At 71.2% G+C, this 21,307-nt stretch carries 12 protein-coding genes; 5 read left to right on the forward strand and 7 right to left on the reverse strand.

Translation table 11 applies throughout. The annotated features are described in order from the left end of the window. Positions 1-36 precede the first annotated feature (36 nt). Complete coding sequence (locus ACWA15_RS18010) at positions 37-7,032, reverse strand: DUF5979 domain-containing protein (protein WP_464057016.1); 6,996 nt, start codon at positions 7,030-7,032, stop codon at positions 37-39. Positions 7,033-7,253: 221 nt separating this feature from the next. Further along, the gene (locus tag ACWA15_RS18015; protein ID WP_464057017.1) at positions 7,254-8,750 is read right to left on the reverse strand and encodes a dicarboxylate/amino acid:cation symporter; all 1,497 of its coding nucleotides are present in this window, start codon (positions 8,748-8,750) and stop codon (positions 7,254-7,256) included. A 538-nt stretch (positions 8,751-9,288) separates the two neighbouring features. Between ACWA15_RS18015 and ACWA15_RS18020 the strand changes: the two genes are divergently transcribed. Further along, positions 9,289-11,934 (forward strand): hypothetical protein, encoded by a 2,646-nt coding sequence (locus tag ACWA15_RS18020; protein ID WP_464057018.1) that lies wholly within the window; start codon positions 9,289-9,291, stop codon positions 11,932-11,934. 76 nt (positions 11,935-12,010) lie between these two features. Here the strand turns inward: ACWA15_RS18020 and ACWA15_RS18025 are convergent, their stop codons facing one another. Further along, on the reverse strand, positions 12,011-13,207 hold the full coding sequence (locus ACWA15_RS18025; protein WP_464057019.1) for a MalY/PatB family protein: 1,197 nt from the start codon (positions 13,205-13,207) through the stop codon (positions 12,011-12,013). A 139-nt stretch (positions 13,208-13,346) separates the two neighbouring features. Here ACWA15_RS18025 and ACWA15_RS18030 point away from each other — a divergent pair, with 139 nt between their 5' ends. Genes ACWA15_RS18030 through ACWA15_RS18045 form a run of 4 tightly spaced genes read left to right on the forward strand, consistent with a single transcriptional unit; the run spans position 13,347 to position 18,933 of the window. Beyond that, complete coding sequence (locus ACWA15_RS18030) at positions 13,347-14,297, forward strand: ABC transporter ATP-binding protein (RefSeq protein ID WP_464057020.1); 951 nt, start codon at positions 13,347-13,349, stop codon at positions 14,295-14,297. Further along, positions 14,294-15,976 (forward strand): ABC transporter permease, encoded by a 1,683-nt coding sequence (locus tag ACWA15_RS18035; RefSeq protein WP_464057021.1) that lies wholly within the window; start codon positions 14,294-14,296, stop codon positions 15,974-15,976. The genes ACWA15_RS18030 and ACWA15_RS18035 overlap by 4 nt, the downstream gene beginning before the upstream one ends. A 48-nt stretch (positions 15,977-16,024) precedes the next feature. Continuing rightward, positions 16,025-17,707, forward strand: a complete 1,683-nt coding sequence (locus tag ACWA15_RS18040; RefSeq protein ID WP_464057022.1) for a sensor histidine kinase — start codon at positions 16,025-16,027, stop codon at positions 17,705-17,707. Then, a complete protein-coding gene (locus ACWA15_RS18045) occupies positions 17,704-18,933 on the forward strand; it encodes a GGDEF domain-containing protein (protein ID WP_464057023.1) in 1,230 nt (409 codons plus the stop codon). The genes ACWA15_RS18040 and ACWA15_RS18045 overlap by 4 nt, the downstream gene beginning before the upstream one ends. Here ACWA15_RS18045 and ACWA15_RS18050 read toward each other — a convergent pair. From ACWA15_RS18050 to ACWA15_RS18065, 4 genes are all read right to left on the reverse strand, one after another. Continuing rightward, positions 18,920-19,330: a response regulator transcription factor gene (locus tag ACWA15_RS18050; RefSeq protein ID WP_464057024.1), complete on the reverse strand. Its 411-nt coding sequence runs from the start codon at positions 19,328-19,330 to the stop codon at positions 18,920-18,922. The genes ACWA15_RS18045 and ACWA15_RS18050 overlap by 14 nt on opposite strands. A gap of 147 nt (positions 19,331-19,477) precedes the next feature. Then, positions 19,478-20,407 (reverse strand): cation diffusion facilitator family transporter, encoded by a 930-nt coding sequence (locus ACWA15_RS18055; protein ID WP_464057026.1) that lies wholly within the window; start codon positions 20,405-20,407, stop codon positions 19,478-19,480. 1 nt (position 20,408) lies between these two features. Continuing rightward, positions 20,409-20,771, reverse strand: coding sequence for an ArsR/SmtB family transcription factor (locus ACWA15_RS18060; protein ID WP_464057027.1), 363 nt, complete (start codon positions 20,769-20,771; stop codon positions 20,409-20,411). Positions 20,772-20,932: 161 nt separating this feature from the next. Then, positions 20,933-21,181 (reverse strand): hypothetical protein, encoded by a 249-nt coding sequence (locus tag ACWA15_RS18065; protein WP_464057029.1) that lies wholly within the window; start codon positions 21,179-21,181, stop codon positions 20,933-20,935. Between the last annotated feature and the right edge of the window lie 126 nt (positions 21,182-21,307).

The following is a 21,307-nucleotide window of genomic DNA, read 5'->3' on the forward strand; positions in this document are numbered from 1 at the left end:
ACCCGCTGTCATCACTGCGTCGTCAGCGTGCCATGGTCACTGCGTCGTCTCGCGCCTGCGACGGCGCGCCACGAGCATCCCACCGAGGCCGAGCAGCAGCACGGCGGTCGCAGTCAGCGCACCGATCCCCGCGACACCCGTCCATGGCAGCACGTCGGTGGACGGCACCGTCCCGCCGCCGGTCTGCGGGAGCAGCGCATCCGGTGGCGTCTCCGCTCCCGGCGTGACCGGTCGCGGCTCGAGGGTGACCGTGTCGGAGTCGGTGTTGTCCTCCAGGGTCGACTCCTGAGTCGGAGTGGTCACTGTCGCGGTGTTGACCACCGACGGGTACGCCGCCTCGACCAGGACGCCGCGGACCTGCACCTGAACCGTCTCGCCGGCGGCGAGGTCGCCGACCAGCGCGCAGCTGACGGTGGTCCCACCCGCTCCCGGGGCCCCGACGACGCAGGCGTCCCACCTCCCGGTGAGTCCGGTGGCCCTGACATCTCTCAGGCCTGCGGGCACGGGGTCGGAGACCACGACGTCGGAGGCTGCGCGAGGTCCGTGGTTGGTCACCTCGAGGAGGAAGGTCACCTCGTCACCGAGGGTGAACCGGTCACCGGAGTGCGACTTCGTGATGGACAGGTTGACGAAGGTGTTGGTGACCGTGACCGCGTTGAGCGCGCTGTCCCGATCGATGGTGACCTGCGCCGGCGTGTCCGTCGGAGCGTCCTGACCTACCTGGTAGCTGACGATCGCGTCACCCGGGCCGGCCTCCAGGACGTCGCAGACGGCGCCCACGGGCAGCCCGCTGAGCGTCCGTGACTGACCGCCTTCGAGCGTGAAGGACGCGTCCGCCGGGTCGAGGGCGAGCACGGACCCCCGGTAGGTGCACGTCACCGTGAAGGGGAACGCCGTCCCGGCAGGCAGCTCGGCGTCGTCGGCCAGCACCTTGGACACCGTGAGACCGGCGGCCTCGTAGGTGTTGGTGATCGCCAGCACGTTCTCCGCGGGCGTGGACCCTGCCGTGACGTCGATCGTCGCCGACGAGGCCGCGGCCGGATCGAGGTTCGCCGGAGCGTAGGTGACGAGAGATGCCGTCCCGCTCTGGGTCTCCTGGACCGCACACGTCGAGCCGATCGGCACGTCGGCGAGCACGGCGGTGAAGGCGTTGCCTGCGTCGAGGGTGACCATCCCGTTGTCGTGCAGCGTCACGGCTGTGCGTGCACCCGACGGGTTGGTCGGGTCCGTCGGGACCGTGCACAGGACCTGCGCTTCGAAGGACTGACCCGCTGCCACGTCGAAGGCCGTGTCGTCGACGACGGTCTTGGTGACGGTCACCTCGCCGTGGGGCAGGCGGACGCCTGCCTTGCGGGGTTGAGAGACGTAGGACTTGCTCGGGTCTGCGGTGTCGAACACCGCGGTGTAGCCGAACGTGTTCCAGGCGTCGTACCCCTGCCACCCGTCACCGGCGAGGCTGTAGGGAGCGTCCATCGTCCACGCCACGCGCACAGCGTCACCGGCGAGCAGCTTGTCTCCCGGGGATTCCGGGAAGTCGACGACGAACTTGAAGCCGGTCACCGTGGTGGGGTCAGCGGGAGGGGTCGTCGACCAGTCACCGCCGGCAGTCGCGGTGTAGTCGACGGCCGGATCGGCCGCCGTCGAGTAGAGCACGGTGAGCGTGGAGCCGACCGCGTTGGCGAAGCCCGGGTCGAGGGTCGGCGTAGCGCCGTCCCAGGTCGGATGCCACTGCGTGCCGCGAGGGATGTTCGTCAGCTCACCCACGTCGCCGTCGTGGGGAAGCACGTCGACGAGCACGAGTCTCGCCGTGTCGACGTTGCCCGCGCGGGCCATCGTCCGCCACTGCATCTTCCCGCCCGGGGCGACGTGAGCCACGCACGGGTAGGCGACGTAGCCGTCCGCATCGGCGATGCAGGCGTCGGCCGGGTCGTTGGTCACGGCGTTGATGGCCCCGAGGTCTGCGGGCCAGGCGCGGACGTCCTTGCGCGAGGTGAAGGCACCGGACTCGATGATGTTGATCGTCGCGGGGGTTCGGCACGAGGAGTCGGCCGCCTCGAAGGTCCTCGCTGAGCCGTCCAGCCCGAGGCACTGGGCCGAGGTGATGGTCCGGGTCGTGGAGGTGGTGCTCAGCGCGAAGGTGTTGGTGACGTTGCCCAGCGCGGAGGACCGCACGAGCATCGGGAGTGTCACCACGACCCGCTCACCCGGCTGCAGGATCGTGCCCGCGGGCCAGGTGACACGCGCCGAGTGGGCAGGCACGACAAGCCCGTCGATGGTCTGCTCGACACCGGTCGAGTTGTACCTCAGGGCAGCCGGTGACTGCAGCGCGGCGTCGGCGGCGCCGGTCGCGTCGACGCTCCACGGGCGCTCACCGGTGCCGGCCGCGAGGCCCGTCTCCAGGGTGTCAACCGTCAGCAGCGGGCCTCTGGGGTCCACCGGCAGGTAGTCGGTCACGACAGGGTCGATGATGTCCGCGGTCCCGGAGTTGACGAAGGTCAGCTTGAAGTCGACGATCTCACCGGGCTTCTGGTCCCCGGTCGGGGTCTTCTTCACTGACACCGCGATCGTGCCGGCCCGGACGGAGAAGAAGCTCGAGGCCGTCCGCGGCGCGCTGGGCAGCCCGTCCGCCCGTTCGGCGCGACCGGTCACAGTGTTGCTGACCTGTCCCACGACGGTCTCGCCCGGGTTGGCGACCGTGTCGGAGAACGTCGCCGGCACACCACCGGCGGCGCTCGGCACCTGGCCACCCGAGCGCAGCTCGGGTCGCAGCGTCCCGGTGACGGCAACCCTCCCGACCGCCCCGGGCGAGGCGAGCAGGCCCGGGCCGGTGAAGACCACCCGGACCCCGGTCACGTCCTCCCAGGCGACGTCCGCCGGCAGGGCGAGGTCCCCGTTCACGGCCACCGGCACCGCGGTGCCCGTGGTCCAGGTCCCGCCGGTCGTCGTGAGGTCTGCGCCGTCGGCCGTGAGTGTCGTACCGGTGCGGACGTCGAGGCGCACCGTGTCCGCGCCCCCGGGGTAGCTGAGGAGCTTGACCCCGGTCGTGGTGACCGCGTTGTAGAAGGTCGGAGACGTGTCCTCGAGGGTGAGGGTGTCGGCGTCGGAGTTGCCGACGTTCTGGATCCCCAGCGTCGCGGTGACCGGTGACCCGGAGCTGGTGTCACGGTGGACCACCGTCGGGTTGACGGACTTGGTCACCGCGACGTCCAGGGAGCGCGCGCTCAGGGTCAACGCGTCGACCGCGGTGTCGAGGACCGGCGCCAGGACGCATCCCCCCTGTGCCTCCGGGGAGGTCGAGTAGGGGTCCTCGAGCTCACGACCCGTCGAGGCGGGCTCGCAGACCCGAGAGTCTGCGGCCGCGACGCCGACCGTGTTGGAGATCGTCGTCTGCGCTGTGGGTGCGGTGCCGTCGACCCGGTTCGTCTCGCGCAGCTGGGTCCCCAGCGTCACGGTGCCCAGGGCGTTCGTGGTGATCCGCCCGGTGAAGACGACCTTGACCTGGATGACGTCGGCGAGCGTCGCCTCCGAGATCGGCAGCGTCGCTGGTGTCGTCGAGAACCCGGTGCCGGTGTTGAGGTAGACCGCGGTGGCGGTCGTGCCGGTCGGCGCCGTGGTGGCCAGGCTCGTGATGGTGAAGACGGAGAAGGGGTCCGTCGCACTGCCCGCCGCCGGAGTCGGCGGGAGCTGCGGTTCGACGACCGTCAGGGAGTCGACGGCGGAGCCGCCGGTCGTGTTGCGCACCGTGGTGATGACGGTCGCGCGCGGGTAGTCCACCTGGGCGGTGCCCGCGGCGGGGACGCCGAGGTCGCGGGGAGACTGGCCGAACGCGTTCGCGCGCAGCCAGGTCTTGGTCGCCTGGACCGCGAGGGTCATCGGCAGGATCGTGACCGTCCGCTCTGCGGCGGGGTTGCCGACGCCGCCAGACCCGATCGTCGCCGTGGTCGCCCCGACTGTGCCGAGGGCGATGGCATCGTTGACGACCTTGCTCCGACAGTCGAGCGGGTTAGCCGGGTCGGTGGGCGCGGGCAGCGCCGCGCACGCGCCGGCGTTGTAGTAGCGGGCGTCGTTGACCGGCGCCCCGCTCGCCCGGAGCGTGTCGCGCAGGCGCGCGGCCACGGACATCGTGCGGGAGTGGTCGGCTGCGGGGTTCACCGCGACCCCAGCCTGGGTCGCGGTGGGTGCGATCGCGAGCCGCCAGTCACCAGCAGCCACCATGGCGGCGACAACCGCGTCGCGCTCGGAGGGTGACCGGGGCTCGTACACCAGCCGGACGGCGCCGGCGACGGCGCGGTCCGCGGGGGTCAGGGTCACGCCGGGGAACTGACCGACGCACCCGGAGGGGCACGGGGAGTTGGTGATGGATCGCCAGGTGGAGAGCGACGTGTCGTAGATCTCCACGGCTGCGACCTTGTCGAAGACGAGGTAGGGGTCGTAGGACACCCCGGCGATCGCGGCGGGACCGGAGGTGATCCGGTTGACGGAGACGACGTCAAAGGCGTCCCAGAAGCTCCCGTGGCCCAGGACCGGGGCCCCGGTCGCGTCGGCGGCGTCAGCGATCGTCACCGAGTCGTAGTCGCTCGCGCCGAGCGTGCTCCACCCGATGGTCACCGGGACGGTTCCAGAGGCGCCTTCGGTGACGGTTCCGGTGACCGACTTCACGAGGGGCGCGGTGCCCGGTCCGCTGGCCGGGTTCACACCGGTGACGGTCGGGCAGGTGGTCGTGGTGGCCGATGCGGTCACCGCGGGGAACCCGGCCAGCGACGCCTGTGCGACGGCGCAGTTGGCGACCGTCGTCCCGTCCTCGAAGGCGTCAGCGGCCAGCCCCGCCCGCACGGCGAAGGTGACGTTGGCCTGGACGCTCTGTCCGTCCGGGAACCCGGTGGGGCGGGTGAAGACGAGACGCACGCCGGTCGCACCGGCGGGGATGGCGGAGAGGTCCTGGTTCGCCAGGGCGCTGCCGGGGACGGTCGCGATCGACGTCCATCCAGCCTCGCCGGGCGCGGAGACGCTGGTCGTGTACTCGATCGAGAGGGTGTCACCGGCCGCGACCGGGGTTCCCACCAGAGCGACGGGTTCGAAGACCTCCCACCAGCCGGCGTTGCCGGCGGACTGGTAGCTCGAGTCTTCGATCACGAGACGCGTGGGCTTGGTGTTGCCGGCTCCGGAGGCCGTTCCGACCCTGGACGTCGCGGAGAGGACGGCGGTGGTCCTGGACCCGGGGGTGGTGAGGATCGAGGAGCTGGTCAGCCGCTTCGCGACACCGACGCCGACGGTCGGTTCGACGAGCGTGAGCGTGCTGCACTCGATGTCCGCGTCGGACTCGAGGGTGGTCACCCCGAGACCGTCGACCAGTCCGACGGTCGCCGCGACGCAGTTCCTCATCGCCGGATGGGTCGCGTCGGTGATGTGCGCGCCGGGGCGCGGCAGCACCTGGTAGGGGACCGACGCCGACTGGCCGACGGCGATGGATCCGGCGGGTCCGGTGAAGGAGATCGAGAAGGAGGTGACGTCGGTCCACGTCTTGCCCGAGCTTCCGGTGAAGTCCGCCATCGCGGTGGGCAGTGTGTTCGCGGCCGAGGCGACCGCCGTGCCGGTGGTCGTGTCGGAGTAGGTCACCGAGACGGTCGCAAGTGTCGCGCCCGCGGGCCACGAGACACCTGCGCCGGTGCCGTTCGTCCCGAAGCCGTCGAAGGCGAGTCCGGCCGGGCCGAAGAAGTCTTCCCCCCCGGCGGCGGGATCGGTCACCCGGATCTGGTTGACCGGGATGTTCGAGGTGTTCCTCCCCGTGATCGTCACCGTGCTGCGGGTTCCGGTGAGCGGGATGGAGGTCGGCGAGAACGCGGACTTGGTGGCGGTCGCCGCGAGCTGGGCGGCGATGAGCTCGAAGGACGCCTCCGCGGTGACCGGGGTCGAGGGCAGCGGGGTGGCGTCGACGTCTCCCGTGGTGATCACGGTGATCGTGTTCGAGACGGTCCCGGCGGCCACCGCCGTACCGGGGTCGGAGCGCAGCGTGCTGCGCTGGGCCAGGTCGAGCGCGACCGAACCCGCACCCGGCTCGATGTCCGTACCGGTGAAGTCGAAGCTGATCCCGGTGATCTGGTCCGCGGCGATCTCCGGAGGCAGGGCGATGGCGGGCTTGGCCGAGGCCCGCGACGCGAGCGACCCTCCGGGTCCGAAGGTGGTGACGGTGACACCGGTCGCACCGGCGGGCCACACGACGGCCCCGACTCCCACGAGGTCGAAGGAGTCGAAGGCCGTCCCGGCCGCGGGAACGGCCGACGGGACGGAGGGCTCCTGGACGAGCAGCGACTGCACCGGGAGGTTCGAGGTGTTGGTGAACCCGAGGGTCACGCTCTTGGCCGCACCGGGCTCGACGATCTCGTCGGGTGATCCGGCCCCCGAGGGGCTCGTTCCCGAGACCCCCCATGCCTTCGCGGCGAGCGCGCTGACCTCGGGGGTGACGTTGACGGTCGCGTCGACGGCCGACGTCTTGGTGAGGCGGTTCGCGGCCGACATGGTCGCCGTGTTCGTCACCGTGAGGTCGCCGTCGGAGTGCGCCCGGGCCGGGAACCTCACCTCGATGCCCAGCGAACCGACCGCGCCCTCGGCGAGTCCCTTGACGCCCGGGGAGAACTCCTTGTCGAACGCCACGGTGATCGTGCGCCCGTCGGGCCCGGTGGTCACCGTCCCGGGGGTGGCCGGGTCGAGCAGACCGATCCCGACGATCTCGAGCGGGGCCGGGATGGTGTCGACGATGGTCGCGTCGATGCAGCTCGAGGTGTTGCTGAAGCAGTCGTAGCGCAGCGTGTAGGTAAAGGTCTCGAGCGGGGCGACGATCGACTTGGACACCGTCTTGTCGAAGTTCATCTCGTTGGTGTCGTCCGCGGCGGTGGCCGTCGGTGCCAGTCCGACGAGCATCGTGGACAGCACCGCGAAGGACCCGATGCTCGCCGCCCACCGAGCGACCGTCCCGCGGCCCCATCGCAACGAGGGCCCGGTGATCCGGGAGGAGAACGGTGAGGGAAGACGCATCGCGAGGTGTCCATCTGTCGGGAGGTGCGCCCCGGCTGCAGGTGCGGGGCTGAAGGCTCATCGAACCTATGGGGCGCACCAGCACCCGATCCCTCTGTCCGAGGTGAATGTGGTGGTGAAACCCCCCTCACCCGGTGCACACGCCCCGACGCGAGGAGGGTGTGGTCCGTGTCTCCCGGCCGGGAGACACGGACCACACCCTCGATGTGGCGACCTGCGGGTCAGACTCTCGCGGGCACCCCTGCGCCGACCTCGGCAGCGGTCTCGGCGGCGTCGGCGGCCTCGGCCGCCACGTCGACCCCGTCCGCGAACAGGTCCTCCGAGCTGGCCGAGGCGTACTGCTCGAGGTCCAGGATCCCTTCCCGCTTGGCCACGATGACCGGGACGAGCACCTGACCGGCGACGTTGACCGCGGTGCGGCCCATGTCGAGGATCGGGTCGATCGCGAGCAGCAGCCCGACGCCAGCCAGCGGCAGGCCCAGGGTGGACAGCGTCAGGGTGAGCATGACGATCGCCCCGGTCAGCCCGGCGGTCGCCGCCGAGCCGATGACGGACACGAACGCGATGAGCAGGTAGTCCGTGATCGACAGGTCGATGTTGAAGATCTGGGCGATGAAGATCGCGGAGATGGCCGGGTAGATCGAGGCGCAGCCGTCCATCTTCGTCGTCGCCCCGAGCGGGACGGCGAAGGAGGCGTACTCGCTGGGCACGCCGAGGTTGCGCTCGGTGACCCGCTGGGTGACCGGCAGCGTCCCGATCGAGGACCGGGAGACGAAGGCGAGCTGGATCGCGGGCCACGCCCCGCGGAAGAAGCTCGTGACCTTCAGCCCGTTGGTCCGCAGCAGCACCGGGTAGAGGACGAACACCACGAGCCCGAGCCCGAGATAGATGGCCGCGGCGAAGGTGGCCAGCGGGGCCAGCAGGTCCCAGCCGTAGGCGGCGATCGCGTTGCCGATCAGGCCGAGGGTCCCGAGCGGGGCGAGGCGGATGATCCACCACAGGATCTTCTGGATGATCTCCAGCGCCGAGCGGTTGAAAGTCAGGAACGGATCGGCCTTGGACCCGACCTTGAGCGCGGCGATGCCCACGATCAGGGCCATCACCACGATCTGCAGCACGTTGAAGGAGATCGCGGTGCTCGCGGTGATCGCTCCGCCGTCGCCCAGCTCAGCTGAGGTCTTCGCGGCCGCGCCGAGGAAGTTCGCCGGCAGGATCGAGTCGAGGAAGTCCAACCAGGAGCCGGTCCTCCCTGCCTCGAAGCCCGCCGAGGAGTCGAGCGTGGTGTTCTTCCCCGGGCGCAGCACCAGTCCCAGGCCGATCCCGATGACCACCGACACGAGAGCGGTGATCGCGAACCACTGCAGCGTCTTCCAGGCCAGCCGGGCGCCGTTGGCGACGTTGCGCAGGTTGGTGATCGAGGCGACGATCGCGGTGAAGACGAGCGGCGGGACGATCGTCTTGAGCAGCAGGACGAAGGACGACCCGATCGTGTCGAGCGTGGTGGTGAGCCAGTTGGGGCTGCCGGTCGGGCTGCCGTCGTCGACGGTCCCGATGGACAGCGCGGCCCAGCCGAGCAGCACACCGAGCACGAGCGCGCCGATGATCTGCACGCTGAACGACGGCGCACGCAGCCACCGGGACTTCGGCTGCCGCGCGGTGGTGGGCTTGAGCGACGACGCGGAGCCGTCTGTCGCGAGCGGGGTGGGTGGAGTGGGCACGGTCGGGCCTTTCACAGGGATGCGTGCGCGGCAGCGACCCGGGGACGGGAAGGAGCGGTCGCGGCGCGCAGACGTCTCACGCGGTGGGTGCACCGCGCGGGTCACGGGAGGGCAGAGCAGTGGTGTGGGGTGGTGTGGGTTGGCGTGAGCCAACGGCAGCGCTGCGGAGGGAGCAGGGCCGCGGCCAGGACGGCGAGGGGGCTGTGTCGCACGGGGGCTACCGTCACGAGATCACTGCGCACGGACGGCGCAGTGCCGGTGACGGAGCGGGCCCGACGACGGAGCGGGGCCTCGGGTCAGCTACAGGTGCTGCGACAACAACCGGTGAGCTCCGTCAGCGAGCTCGCGTGACCGAGGTCAGCGGCGCGGTGAACGGTGATGCTCCACCTGTTAGTCACAGTCTGGTCTCCTGAGGTTTGTCGCGGCGAGTCCGCGCCGGTCAACTGTAGTACGCAGCGTTAACATCTTAGTCGCCACATCCATTCCCACCGGGGAGAACCCCCACCACGCTCGCACAACCTCGACCGACAGGTGCCGCATGCTCGACCACCGGTCCACGTTCGGCTCCGGTCACCCCGAGCCGGTGATTCCACCCGTCCCCGCGGGGTACCTCGAGCGTCCCCGGGTCCGCCAGGTGCTCGACGCCGCGCACCCGATGACGGTGCTGCGCGCGCCCGTGGGATTCGGCAAGACCGCCGCGCTCGCCTCGTGGTTGGGTGACGCCGCCCGCACCACACCGGGAGCACCGGGAACACCGGGAACACCGGGAACACAGCCGCTGGGAAGCACCGTTGGAAGCACCGTTGCCTGGCACGGCCTGACCGCTCCACCCGTCTCCTCGCCCTCCTTCTGGGCCGCGCTCGCCGCAGACCTCCGCGCCGTCCTCACCTCCCCCACGTCGACGTTCCGCCTCTCGACCTACGGCGACATCCTTGACCTGGTCACCGGACTCACCTCTCCCCTGCTCCTCGTCGTCGACGGGCTGGAGGCCGCGATCAGCAGCCGGACCAGCTCGTCCCCGGTCGGCGAGATCATCACCGACCTCGTCGACCTCCTGCACTCCTCGACGCAGCTGCGGGTGGTGATCTCCTGCCGGCCCTACGGGGCCCTCGCCATGGATGCGCTCTTCGGGTGCGACGCCCAGATCCTGGACTCCGACGCGCTGATCCTCACCGAGGCCGACACCCTCGACCTGGCCCGCGCCGCCGGCGTCCCGATGACCCCTGCGCAGGCCCACCACCTGCAGAGCAAGCTCTGGGGGTGGCCGGCCCTGACCTGTTCTGTGGTGCACAGGCTCAGCTCCTCGCGAGCCGGGTACACCGAGTCCAGCTGGGAGGCTGGGCCTGAGTACCTGGCGACCCTGGACACCGAACGCCTCGACCCCGAGGTGAACCACTTCCTCCGCCAGGTCAGCATCCTCGACCCCCTCACCGGCCCCCACGCAGCCTGCCTCACCGGGTCTCCCGACGCGGAGCGGGCGCTCGCCGACCTGGAGCGGTGCGGGCTCGCCCGCTCCGTCGTGCGCGGTGGCGAACGGCACTACACACTGCAGCCCGCCATCGCGCACGCGATCATGACGAGCCCTGCCGCGGCTGCCGAGCACGCACCCGCGCACCGCCACGCAGCGAAGATGCTCTGGAACAGACCCGCACTCGCCCTGCGGCACGCCGTCCTCGCTCAGGACTGGGATCTCGTCCTCTCGATCTGCGACGCCCAGACGGTACGGCTCGTCCTCGACCACCCGCAGGCCCTGCTCGCCTCGCTCCAGCGCGTCCCGGCGGACTTTCTCGGGAGGAGCCCCGAGAACGCACACCTGCGTGAGGTGCTGGCCCGCTTCGACGACGACGGCGCTCTCGCCGCCACGGCGTCGCCCCGCCCCGGCGAGACGCTGGACGCGCCTGCCCTGCGCCGGGCGTTGACCGTGGCGACCGCTCAGATCCTCGCGCTGCGGTCCTGCCACCATGACGTGGAGGCCCACGACCTCGTCGTCCGGTGCGCAGAGGTGCTGCTCCGGCCGGGGCTCCCGCTCGAGGCGACGGGAGCGGCGCTGCCGCTCTACCTGCTGCACGCCGGGATCACGCGCTGCCTGGTCGGCAACCTCACGGCGGCGGTCGCCGACTTCGAGGAGTGCGCCGAACGCGCCAGCACGGGGATGGAGTTCCTGGCCCGGGCCGCGGTCGAGTACACCGCACTCGCCCTGGCGCTGCTCGGTGATCTCACGGGCGCCAGTGAGGCGCTCGAGCGGTCTCGCCGGTTCTCCCGTGCCCTCGCGACCCTCCAGTGCGTCGACGACCGGCTCGACCACTTGGTCGGCGCGCTGATCGCGATGGACCAGCTGCAGCTCACCGAGGCGTGGAACCTCCTCCCGCCTCAGGACTCCACCCCCCGGCCTGGGGTGCCCCCGGCATGGTTCGTCGACGAGCATGTCCGGGCGCACCTGCGGGTTCTCCGGGGGGACCTCTTCTCCGCGACGATCGGCCTCAGCCGGGCGCTGGCCGACCGGCGCACCAGCCTGGGGCGGGGCACCCTGTCCGCGCGGTTGCTCACCGCGACCGGGGCCACGATCAACGTCTGGGGTGGCAACTCCACCCGGGCGAAGAACTTCCTCGACGTCGTGCCCCGCGTCAAGCTCGTGGACGCGGTGCACGCCGACGTCGCCCTCCAGGTGGGCGACGTCGACGCCGCGCTCGCCATCGCGGACCAGGCCCTGGCCGAACCGGGCGTGCCGGACCGGCTCCGGGTCGAGATGCTGCTCACCCGCACGGTGGCGCGCGACCGTCAGGGCGACCGGACCGGGGCCGCAGCAGACCTGCGCCAGGCGATCGCCACAGCAGACCCGCTCCTGCTCCGCCCGTTCCTCGCGCTTCCCCGCGCGCTGCTCGCCGAGCTGGTGGTGCAGGTGCCCGAGGCCTCCGCGGTCCTGGCCCGGCTCGAGGCCTCCGGGATCACTCTCACTCCGATCGAGCACCAGCCGATGATCACGCTGTCCGCCGACGAGCTGATCCTGCTGCGCGCGCTCGACGCCGGTGCCACGATCGACGCCATCGCCTCGGGACTGGGAGCATCCGTGATCGACACCCTGGCCATGGTCGAGGAGCTGTTCGAGGCCCTCGGCGTCCCCGATCGCCTGGGCGCCGTCGCCGCCGGCCACATGCTCGGCTTCCTCGGCGTCCTCGGCCCCTGACCTCCGCCCCCCACCGGTCGCTGAGTGCGGGCGAACGGCTGCCTGGCGTCCGGTTTGTCCAGCCAGTTGCCCGCACTCAGCGGATCTGGTGGCCGGTCAGGGCGGTGCGCATGCGGGTGACGGCCTCGTCGAGGATGGGTCGGCTCGTCGCGAGGTTGACCCGGAGGCGGCCTTCACCGCCGGGCCCGAACGGCAGACCCGAGGTGAACGCCACCTTCCCGCGCTTGAGGAAGAACCGCGCCGGGTCGTCCCCGAGCAGCTCCCCGTCGGCGTCGCGCACCGCCCGGCAGTCCACCCAGGCGAGGTAGGTCGCCTCCGCGGGGTGGACCACGGCGTCGGGCAGGTGGTGGGTGAGCAGGTCGGTGAAGTGCGCGCGGTTGACGTCGACGCCGGTGAGCACCTCGTCGAGCCAGCCGCGGGCGTGGGTGAGCGCAGCCGCGTGGGCGATCGCGGCCAGGTGGCTCGCGCCGTGGCCGGCGACCTCGGCGATGGCCGCGACGTCGGCCGTCGCCTCGGGGCCACCGATCGCCAGCGCAGCCTTGAGACCGGCCAGGTTCCAGGCCTTGGAGGCCGAGACGATGCTGATCGCGTTCTCCGCGCCCGGGACGGTGACGATCGGGGTGAAGACCGGGCCGAGCTCGCGGCCGGAAGCCGGTGATGTGATCGGGGCGTGGATCTCGTCCGCGACGATCCGGACGCCGTGGCGCCGGGCCAGCTCGGCGAGGGCGGCCAGCTCAGCCGGGGTGTGCGCAGTGCCGGTCGGGTTGTGCGGGTTGCACAGCAGGAAGACCGACGCGCCGACGAAGGCCTCGTCCAGGGCCGCGAGGTCGAGGCGGTGGTCGGCGGTGAGGGGCGCCACGCGCACCGCACGGTCGGTGTCCCGGACGAAGGCGTGGAACGGCGGGTAGACCGGGGTGTTGACCACGACCGTGTCCCCCGCCCGGGTGATCACCTTGAGCACGTCGGTGATCGCGATCATGACGTCGGTGAGCATCCGGGCCTTCCCCGGGTCCAGCTCCCAGCCCCAGCGGTCCGCGGCGAAGCCGGCGAAAGCCTCGGCGTAGCCGGTCCCGCCGGGGTACCCGGTGTCTCCGCGGCGCAGCGCGTCGGTCACCGCGGCGATTACCGGCTCGGCCTGGGGGACGTCCATCTCGGCGACCCACAGGGGCAGCACGTCGGGGCCGTAGTGGCGCCACTTCTCGCTCGTGCGCGTGCGCAGCTCGGCGAGGGAGAGGGAGTCGAAGATCGTCGTGGGGAGGTCTGGTGCGCTCACGCCTCGACCGTACCTCGTCCCCCCAGCACGGCCGGGCCAGCACGGCCCGGCCAGCACCGCGACCCTGGCCGGCACCGCGAGACGGCGTCGGACGGCGTCCGCCGTGCTTTCGCCCTCACGCGGGAGCAGAGTAGGTCCCATGGACGCCATCGAGATCACCGGCCTGTCAAAGGCCTTCGGGAGCACCCAGGCGCTGGACCGGCTCGACCTCACGGTAGCCACGGGTGAGGTGCACGGCTTCCTCGGCCCCAACGGCTCCGGGAAGTCCACGACGATCCGGGTGCTGCTGGGGCTGCTCAGCGCGGACGCCGGCGCGGTCTCCCTGCTCGGCGGCGATCCCTGGCGCGACGCCACCACCCTGCACCGCCGCCTCGCCTACGTCCCCGGCGACGTGAGCCTGTGGCCGTCCCTGTCGGGTGGGGAGGTGATCGACCTCATGGGCCGCCTGCGCGGCGGCCTCGACCAGCGACGCCGGGCCGAGCTGCTCGAGCGCTTCGACCTGGACCCGTCCAAGAAGGGCCGCAGCTACTCCAAGGGCAACAAGCAGAAGGTCGCGATCGTCGCGGCTCTCGCCTCACCGGTCGAGCTGCTCATCCTCGACGAGCCGAGCTCGGGTCTGGACCCGCTCATGGAGTCCGTGTTCCAGCAGGTCATCGTGGAGGAGAAGGAGCGCGGGCGGACGGTCCTGCTGTCCAGCCACATCCTGTCCGAGGTCGAGGCGCTCTGCGACCGGGTGAGCATCGTGCGTGCCGGGCACGTGGTCGACACCGGATCCCTCGCCCAGATGCGGCACCTGACCCGCACCGCCCTCACCGCGGTGCTCGACGCCGTCCCGCCCGGACTCGCCGACCGCGACGACGTGCACGACCTTCTCGTCACCAGCGTCCCCGGCGGTCCGGTCACCGTGCGCGCTGACGTCGACACCGTGTCCCTAGGACGGGTGCTGACCGTCTTCGCCGGAGCGGGACTGCAGTCGTTGACCAGCCAGCCGCCCACCCTCGAGGAGCTCTTCCTGCGGCACTACGCCGCAGCCCCGGCGCAGCAGGCAGGTGCCCCCAACGCCGGGCAGGCCACCGGGAGGCACCCATGACCCACGCGCCGGACACCCTCGCGACCACACCCGCGCAGCCCCGCCCACCGGCCCGTTCCACCGCGGTGACAGGCGCCGTCGCGTTGTTCCTCCTGGCGCTGCGTCTCGACCGGGTGCGGATCCTGGCGTGGATCTCGGCGGTCGTGCTGCTCGTCGCGTCGAGCTACCTCGCCTACGAGACGGTCTTCCCCGACGCCGCCGCGACCGCCCAGCTGACGGCCTCCTTCAGCTCGAACGCCGCCTTCACCCTGCTGCTCGGACAGATCCACGACCTGAGCACCCCGGGCAGCTTCACGGCGTGGCGCTCGATGGGCTTCTCGAGCATCGCCGTCTCCCTCATGGCGATCTTCACGGTCGTGCGGCACACCCGTGCGGAGGAGGACTCCGGCCGCGCCGAGCTTGTCGCCTCCGGGGTGGTGGGCCGCCACGCGGCCCTGGCCGCCGCGGTCGGTCTCGCCCTGGTCGCGTGCCTGGTCGCCGCGGTCGCGGTCGCCGTCGCCCTGGTCGCAGCCACTGCGCAGGCCGGAGCGATGCACGGGTCCGACGTCTCCGGGGCCGTCGCCCTGGGCGCGGCGATCGCTGCCCCCGGCGCGGTGTTCGCCGGCGTCGCGGCGGTCACGGCTCAGCTCGGGTCGTTCTCCCGGACCGCGAGCGCCCTGGCCGGGGCGCTGGTCGGGGTGACGTACGTGGTCCGCGGGTGGGGCGCTGCGACGTCGGGCATGGAGTGGGTGGCGTGGCTCTCCCCCTTCGGCTGGGGTGAGCAGGTGCTGCCCTACCTGGACGATCGGTGGGTGGTGCTGGCCCTCCCGGTGGCCACCACAGGGGTGCTGCTCGTGGTCGCGCACAGCCTGCTCGCCCGCCGGGACCTGGGCTTCGGGATCGTGGGACCGCGACCCGGTCGGGCGGCGGCGCGACCGCGCCTCGCGTCGGTGAGCGCCTTGTCGTGGCGCCTGAGCCGCGGCGCGTTCGCCGGCTGGGTGGTCGGCTTCGTGCTGCTCGGGGCGCTGTACGGGTCGGTCGTGCCCTCGATCGGCAGCCTCTTCGAGGACAACCCGGCGCTGGCGGAGATCCTCCGGCAGAGAGGCGGAGGCACGGACGACCTCACCCTCGCCTTCATGGGGATGGTCCTGACGATCCTGGCGCTGGTGGCGACGCTCAACGGCGTGCAGCGGGTGCTGCACGGGCGCACCGAGGAGTTCGAGGGGCGCGCCGAGCCGCTGCTCGCCGCGGCGGTGTCCCGTCCCGCCTGGCTGTCCAGCCACGGCATCGCCGGGCTGGTCTCGGCCACCCTCGTCTACGGCGCCGGGGTCCTGGCCTTCGGTGTCATCACCGCGGTCACCACCGATGCGGCGCCGCTGTCACAGGTGCTCGTCGCGAGCCTGACCAAGCTGCCCGCGCTCTGGGTCGTCGTCGGGCTGGCCGTGGCGCTGCTCGGCGCCGCCCCGCGGTTCCTGGCCGTGGCCTGGGCGGTGGTCGGGGTCACCTTCGTGCTCGCCCTCTTCGGTCCGCTCCTGGGCCTGCCCGACGCCGTCCTCAACCTCTCGCCGTTCAACCATGTCCCCGACTACCTCACACAGGGCCTGCGCGCTGTGCCGCTCGTGATCCTCACGGCGCTGGCCGCGGCGCTCGTCGGAACCGGATTCCTCGGGATCCGCCGCCGCGACCTCGATCAGCGCTGATCCTCGAGAGCGAACACGCCCCGCCGACCACGGGGATAGGGTGTCCCGGTGAGGACCGCGGAATCCGAGGACCAGCGTGTGGTGGGGCCCCGAGGCGGCTCGACGGTGACCGGCGCGCCCGCGCGCGGTCCGCAGATCAACCGCTCGGTGAACCTGTCCCAGCTGCTCTTCGGCGCGGCCGTGCTGGCCGTCTGCGCGGCCCTGCAGTGGTTCAGCCCGGACCGCCTCACCCACCCCCTGGTCTTCGCCGGTGTCGTCCTGGCCTTCATCGTCACCGGGGCCGCCCTGCTCATGCCGTGGAACCGGCTGGACAAGCGGTGGATCGCCCTGCTGCCGGTCGCAGACATGCTCGCCATCTTCTGGCTGCGTCTGGGCATCCCCGAGATCGGCATCGCGGTGCTCTGGGCGCTCCCGGTCGTCTGGCTCGCGACGTACTTCGGCGTGGTCGGGACAACCCTGTCCATCGCGCTCTCGATCGCCGGCAGCTGGGGTGTGCTCATGCTGCACCCCGAGCCGATCAGTCTGTCGTCCCTCACGCTGCTCGTCCTGCTCCCTCTCACGCTGACCTTCCTGGCCGCCTCGACGCACCTGAGCGCGCGACGCACAGGTGCCCAACGGGTCCTCATGCGCAAGCAGTCCGCGCTCCTGGCCGATGCGCTGAGCTCGGCCAACCAGCACGAGCAGCTGCTCACCGAGGTGCTCAACACCGTGACGTTCGGTGTTGTCCGCTTCGACCGCGACGGTGAGGTCACGCTGATCAACCGCGCCCACCGACGCATGCACGCGCCCCCGGACCGGTCCTCCTCGTCCCCGCTGCGGGACGTCGTCTACCAGGGCGACCGGGTGACGCCGTTCCGGGAGCACGACCGTCCTTACGTCCGCGCCCAGCGGGGGATGGCCTTCGACGGCGTGCTCATCTGGACCGGCGACCCCGGTCAGGAGCGCCACGCCTACCTCATGACCGCTCGGCGGCTGTTTGCTCGCGACGGCTCGTTCGACGGCACGATCCTCGTCTCGGGGGAGGCCACTGCGGAGATCAACGCGATCGCCGCGCGGGACGACCTCATCTCCTCCGTGTCCCACGAGCTGCGGACCCCCCTCACCTCGGTCCTGGGCTACCTCGACCTCGTGCTCGAACGGGACGACCTGCCCGAGGACGCCCGTGCCTGGCTCGACATCGTCGAGCGCAACAGCACACGGCTCCTCGACCTCGTCTCGGAGATCCTCACCTCCTCCAGCCGGGCGTCCAAGCCCCTCGAGATCTCCCCGGTCCCGATGGACCTGGGCGAGGTGGTGCTGCAGTCGGCGGAGTCGTTGCTGCCCCGCACCACCGAGTGGACGATCGACCTCGACACCTCCGCCGTGGAGAGCCGCCTCGTCGTCGCCGACCCGTTCCGGATGCGCCAGGTCGTGGACAACATCCTCTCGAACGCGATCAAGTACAACGTCGAGGGCGGTCACGTCGTCATCGCCCTCACCCAGATCGGCGACCGGCTGGTCCTGACGGTGACGGACACCGGGATCGGGATCTCCACCGAGGAGGTCCCCAAGCTCTTCGACAGCTACTTCCGTTCCGAGGCGGTGCGCAACACCGGCGTGCACGGCAGCGGGCTCGGCATGGGCATCGCCCGGGAGATCGTGCGCAAGCACGGCGGCGAGTTGACCGTCGCGAGCACGCTCGGCGAGGGCACGACCGTGACCGTCGAGATCCCCACGAAGGCAGCCTCATGATCCTCGACCTGCAGACGCTCTCCATGGCGACCGGTCTGGTCGTGCTCACCGCGGGGACGGTCTTCATCCTGGACACGCTCGTCCGGCGGGACAGCACGACGAGCCGGCTGTGGTCGCTGGCCTACCTCGCCGGGATCCTCACGTCGATCTCCTACATCCTGTGGGCGACCACCCCGACGGCCTGGTGGGCGGTCGCCGTCGGCAACGCTGCCTTCGTGATCAGCGCCGGGGCGATCTGGAGCGGGTGCCGGTCGTTCAACGGCAGACGCAGCCTCCTCGGCGTGGTCATGGCCACCGGCGTGCTCACCGCCGTCGCCGCAGCCCTCGAAGGGCCCGACGGCGGGGGCTGGGCCGGTGCCTCCATCTGGCTTCTTGGGGTGGGCACCTTCTCCGCGCTGAGCGCCGCAGAGACCCTCACCCGCTCCATGCGGCAGGACCTCAACGCCCGCGGTCTCTCGATCGTGCTCATCACAGAGGCCACACTCTTTCTGACCCGCTTCGTGGTGCTGGTCGGCTGGGGGACGGACAACGTCGTCTTCGAGACCTACCTCGGCACGGTGACCAGCTCGATCCTCACGATCATCCTCATGATCGTCGGGGCGGTGACGATGTCCGTCCTGCGGGCCGATGCCACCCCCCGGGTCCGGATCGGCCAGGTCGCGCGGCTGTACTCCCGCCGTGGTCTGATCAGCTGCGAGGTGTTCGGGCAGGTGCTCTCCGACCGCCTCGGGAGAGCCGCTGAGCACCACGCACCGGTCGCCGTGCTGCACCTCGCCCTGGACGACCTCGAGCAGATCCGCATGGCCTACGGGCGCTCGGCAACCGACCGCGTGGTCGACGCCTCCGCCGCGACGGTCCGCCGCATCGCCCCCCTCTCCGCCGTGCTCGGAGACGCCGGTGAGGGGCTCATGGTGGTCGCCGTACCAGCCATGGCGCCGGGTGAGGAGATCGCCCTGGCGACTGCGCTGCGTCGGGCGCTGCTCGACCTCGAGGTCCCCGAGGCACCGGGTGCCAAGGTGACCGCAAGCATCGGCGCGGCGACCACCGACCGGTTCGGCTACACAGCCGCTGCCCTGGCCGACGCCGCACGGGCCGCCTCCGACGAGGCTGTGGCAGCAGGGGGCAACCGTGTGACGAGCGCCGTGGTCCCCATCCCGGTGGCTGCGGTGGTCGTGGTGGGCACGGCATCACCGTCGGGCGCGACGGACCGGTCTAGAGCGAGCTAGGCAGGTCGCCCTCGGACGCGCCGAGCCGGCGGTGGAGCAGCGCCTCGACACGAGAGCGCAGCTCGCGGGGGCGGAACGGCTTGGTGAGATAGTCGTCGGCTCCGGCCTCGAGCCCTCGACGGACGTCGGACTCCTCCGTACGCGCACTGATCATGACGAGGTGGGTCTGGCTGAACGCCCGGATCTGGCGCGCGGTCTCCAGCCCGTCGATCCCGGGCATGCTCACGTCGAGGGTGGTCAGGAGCGGGTCGTGGTCGCGGACGGCCCGGATCCCGTCAAGGCCGTTGGTGGTGGTGACGGTGCGGAAACCCGCGTTGGTGAGAACGGACTCCAGCAGTCGGCGGATGTCACCGTCATCTTCGATGATCACCGCGGTGCGGTGCTCGGCCGACTCCATCTGGATCCTCTCTGACCACCGCGATTACCATCGCGGTCCGGCCACACTACCCCTCGGCTCGCCGTCCGGCTCTGTGAGCGCCGAACGTGCTCCAGCCGCACCGGACACACCCGTGGGAAGCACCCATCTCGTCGTGTCTCGTCGTGTCTAGTCGTGCACCCCGTGCTCGTGGCGGCTGTGCGAGGGGGGTTCGATCTGGAAGGTGGAGTGCTCGATGTTCACCGCGAAGTGCCCCGCCACGCAGGCCTGCAGGTCGTCGAGGATGCGGGGCACGTGCCCGTCCCGGAAGCACTCCTCGTCGACCACGACGTGCGCGGTGAGCACGGGCAGGTGCGAGGCGATCTGCGTCGCGTGGAGGTCGTGCACGCCGCGGACCATGTCGACCTCGAGCAGGTGCTCGCGCACGGCGTCGAGGTCGAGGCCGCGCGGGGTGGACTCGAGCAGCACCTCAAGGGTCTCTCGCAGCAGCCGCAGGGTGCGCGGCACGATGAGCGCCCCGACGAAGAGCGCAGCGACGGCGTCCGCACCAGCCCACCCGGTCGTGGAGATGACGATCGCGGCGACGATCACCGCGACCGAACCGAGCGCGTCGTTGGCCACCTCGAGGAAGGCGGCCCGCAGGTTCATGGTGTCCGAGCGGCTCGAGGCGAGAACGGCGAGCGAGACGAGGTTCCCCGCCAGCCCGATGATCCCGAACACCAGCAGCTCGGTCGAGGGAAGGTCGGGGGGCGAGGCGAGACGCTGGATCGCCTCGACGACGACGTAGACCCCGACCGAGAGCAGGACCGCTGACTGCGCCATGGCGGCCAGGACCTCGGCGCGTTGATAGCCCCACGTGCGTTTGGCGGTCGGGGGACGCAGGGTCAGGTTGGTCGCCAGGAGGGCCAGGGCGAGCCCACCTGCGTCCGTGAGCATGTGCGCGGCGTCGACCAGCAGGGCGAGGCTGCCGGTCCAGATCGCCCCGACGATCTCGACGACGAGGATGGTCGTCGTGATCGAGAAGGCGATGAGGAGCTGACGGCGGTGACCCCGCGCGTCGGCTCCCCGGGCGGCGCCGTGGCTGTGGTCGTGTCCCATCTCAGTGCCCGTCGGCGGTGTGGTGGTGCAGCCGAGGGGTGCCGTCGAGGGTGTGCTCGGCCTGGTAGATCGCGTCGGTGACGAGCTGGCGGATGTGGTCGCTCGCAAGGCGGTAGAAGACCCGCGTGCCGTCCTGGCGGGTGCTGACCATCCGCGCCAGGCGCAGCTTGGCCAGGTGCTGGGACACCGCGGACGGCGACTTCGCGACGACTCCGGCCAGGTCGTTGACCGCCAGCTCCCCCTCGCGCAGGGCGAGGAGGATCCGCAACCGGGTGGCGTCGGCGAACATCGCGAACACCTCGACCGCCAGCTCGACGAGCTGGTCCTCCTCGCCGAACCCGCTTACCTGCGTATCTGCATCCATACGCAGATTCTCACACAGTCGACTCCCGTCCTCAACCCCCACCACCCCTACCCACCACACCCCCCGGCCACCCCCGTGAGAGCACCAGTTCCGCCCTGTTCGCCCGTGGAGACGGGGCAGGAATCGTGCTCTCACGGGTGGGGGCAGGGATGGGGGGCGGCTCAGGCCGGGTGGGTGGGGGTTTGGGCTTGGGGGCGGGTGACGAGGGCGTGGGCGGTGACGATCTGGGCGTCGTCCGCGTCGGCGGCGTCGGTCTGGTCCAGCGCGGTGAGCAGGTCACGCAGCGCCTGGCGCTGGCTCTCCTCCTCGACGGGCACCTCGTCGAGGTCCACGGTGGACAACCAGAAGTGCAGCACGACTGCGTCGGCCTTCCACAGGGCAAGGTTCATGACCGGAAACTGGGCGTCCATGGGGTCAGCATCCCGCGTGGGTGCACCGCTGACAACACCGAGACTCCCACAACCGGGCATACCCGAACCAAAGGGTTGCCCAATGGCGGTGGGATCTCGATCAATGGGAGCCGTCCACCCGTCCGC

This window comes from Sanguibacter sp. TS_SC_8, from assembly GCF_055361235.1.

Excerpts from the sequence above, each read along its gene's own strand:
- ACWA15_RS18030 (WP_464057020.1), top strand. The coding sequence starts at position 13,347 with ATGGACGCCATCGAGATCACCGGCCTGTCAAAGGCCTTCGGGAGCACC.
- ACWA15_RS18020 (WP_464057018.1), top strand. The coding sequence starts at position 9,289 with ATGCTCGACCACCGGTCCACGTTCGGCTCCGGTCACCCCGAGCCGGTG.
- ACWA15_RS18060 (WP_464057027.1), bottom strand. The coding sequence starts at position 20,771 with ATGGATGCAGATACGCAGGTAAGCGGGTTCGGCGAGGAGGACCAGCTC.
- ACWA15_RS18050 (WP_464057024.1), bottom strand. The coding sequence starts at position 19,330 with ATGGAGTCGGCCGAGCACCGCACCGCGGTGATCATCGAAGATGACGGT.
- ACWA15_RS18065 (WP_464057029.1), bottom strand. The coding sequence starts at position 21,181 with ATGGACGCCCAGTTTCCGGTCATGAACCTTGCCCTGTGGAAGGCCGAC.
- ACWA15_RS18035 (WP_464057021.1), top strand. The coding sequence starts at position 14,294 with ATGACCCACGCGCCGGACACCCTCGCGACCACACCCGCGCAGCCCCGC.
- ACWA15_RS18055 (WP_464057026.1), bottom strand. The coding sequence starts at position 20,407 with ATGGGACACGACCACAGCCACGGCGCCGCCCGGGGAGCCGACGCGCGG.
- ACWA15_RS18045 (WP_464057023.1), top strand. The coding sequence starts at position 17,704 with ATGATCCTCGACCTGCAGACGCTCTCCATGGCGACCGGTCTGGTCGTG.
- ACWA15_RS18010 (WP_464057016.1), bottom strand. The coding sequence starts at position 7,032 with ATGCGTCTTCCCTCACCGTTCTCCTCCCGGATCACCGGGCCCTCGTTG.